At 69.0% G+C, this 1,395-nt stretch carries 2 protein-coding genes; both read right to left on the bottom strand.

Features of this window, described 5'->3' with window-relative positions:
* Positions 1 to 170: 170 nt before the first annotated feature.
* On the bottom strand, positions 171 to 1,217 hold the full coding sequence (locus AC2EBS_RS18240; RefSeq protein ID WP_484729874.1) for a glycosyltransferase: 1,047 nt from the start codon (positions 1,215 to 1,217) through the stop codon (positions 171 to 173).
* A gap of 35 nt (positions 1,218 to 1,252) precedes the next feature.
* Positions 1,253 to 1,395: FlhC family transcriptional regulator (locus tag AC2EBS_RS18245; protein WP_484727581.1), on the bottom strand; the 143-nt coding region annotated here is incomplete at its 5' end.

Genomic DNA, 1,395 nt, shown 5'->3' on the forward strand with positions numbered 1-1,395 from the left:
GACGAATTGTGGTGAGTCGAACAAGGCCCAAACATCAGCCCAAATCCGTTCCGCCTGTCTCCCGGCAACACCTGCCCTTGTCAGGTTTCTTCCTACATGGGCGTCACAATTTCACGCAGCGCCATCTTGAGCCGCGTGTCGGTGGGATGCCCTGGGGGGGCAGTGCAAGCTCAGCTGATGGCCCCAGGGGCCGCGGCGCGCAGCTGGCGCGCCTCGTCAGCACGGCCGGTCGCCTCGTAGAGCAGCGCCAGGTTGTGCGCGGCCAGATGGCTGCCGCGGCCGGCGACGGCACCGCATTGCTCGGGATGCTCGCCCAGCGCCAGGCAGCGCAGCCAGGCCTGCTCGATCATCGGCAGCAGCGCTTCGGCCTGGGCCGGCTCGTCGGCGGCGAAGTCCAGCAGCAGGTCACCCAGCGTGAAGAAGAAGTCCGGCGACTCGCCGCAGGGCCCGCCGAGCTGCTGCTCGGCCAGCATCAGCCCTTCGCCATGGCGCTTCAGCCGCTTCAGCGTGAACAGACGCCGCGCCATCAGGTCCAGCCACCAGCCGTCCGCCGGATGCGGCAGCTCGGCGGCGCGGGCAAAGGCCTGCTCGGCCAGCGCGTAGTCCTCGTAGACATAGGCGTCCTTGCCGAGCTGGTACCAGAGGTAGGCATCCTGCGGCTGGTGTTCGAGCGAACGCTCGAGCAACAGGCGGTTGCGGCCGCGCTTCTCGGCCAGGCGCTCGGGCAGATAGCCGTCGTGGGCCACGGTAATGGGCAGGTCGCGCAAGGGCAGCTGGTGCTGCGGCTGCTCGTGCACGCGGCCGGCGTAGCGCACGCTGCCGGGCAGCACACGGCTCAGGCGCGAATAGGCGCTGCGCAGTTGCCCATCGTCGAAGCGGTCATCGAGGACGATGGTGCCGACGAACTCAGGCGGAGTCCGCCGCAAGGCAGCAATCGCCTCGCCGCCACTGAGCAGCCATTCGTCGGCATCGAGCACCAGATGCCAGTCGGCCGGCGCGAGCTCCAGCGCGGCATTGCGCGCGGCGGAGAAGTCGTCGCACCAGGCGAAGCGTGCCACGCGCGCGCCATGCGCTGCGGCCAGCGCGGCGGTGTCGTCGCTAGAGCCTGTGTCCAGCACCAGCATCTCGTCCACCCAGGGACGCACGCTGTCGAGCAGGCGCGCAATATGCGCCGCCTCGTTGCGGGCGATCACGACCAGGGCGACGCGGTAGTTCATATGAGCAGGCCGGCTGCGGCCGGACCCCAGGCCGATCAGTGCATCTGCAGCGCACCGGCGGCGCGGCCCTTGCCGGCACGGGCCGGCGGATTGCACATGCCGCACACGAAGTGCCGCGCGATCTCATGCGGATGCGTCACGAAGTGACCATTGCACTTGCTGCACTTGGTCATCGTCA

The organism is Roseateles sp. T103, assembly GCF_057219915.1.

Coding starts and splice junctions, on each gene's coding strand:
- AC2EBS_RS18240 (WP_484729874.1), bottom strand. CDS start 1,217: ATGAACTACCGCGTCGCCCTGGTCGTGATCGCCCGCAACGAGGCGGCG.